1 pseudogene is annotated in these 456 nt (G+C 45.4%); it reads left to right on the top strand.

Annotation, left to right across the window (positions count from 1 at the left end):
* Window positions 1–456 (top strand): annotated as a pseudogene (locus HC176_RS16440) (adenosylcobalamin-dependent ribonucleoside-diphosphate reductase); the annotation flags it as partial.

Below are 456 nucleotides of genomic sequence, written 5' to 3'. Positions count from 1 at the left end.
GATCGCATCCTTGTCAAACTGTGTGGTAGTTCCTCCGGTCTATGATTCTTACGGCGGAATTCTTCACACAGATCAGCAGCTGGTGCAGTTGTTCAAAAGACGCTGTGGAGTAGGAGTGGACCTTTCCGGTCTTCGTCCTAAAAATGCGCAGGTTTCAAATTCCGCGGGAACTACAACGGGAGCAGTTTCCTTTATGGAGCGTTTTTCGAACACCACTCGTGAAGTAGCTCAAAATGGCCGTCGTGGAGCATTGATGCTTACCATTGATGTGTCTCATCCCGATGTTGAGGATTTTATTACTATTAAGCAGGACCTTAAAAAGGTTACAGGGGCTAATATTTCCCTTAGGCTTACAGATGAGTTCATGCAGGCCGTTACCGACGATACAGACTTCACTTTACGTTGGCCAATAGACAGTCCTAATCCTAAATACACTAAAAAAGTACGTGCCAAAGA

This window comes from Tamlana crocina (assembly GCF_012037625.1).
Note: the sequence above shows the minus strand (reverse complement) of the source record. Positions and strands in the feature narration are given on the sequence as shown.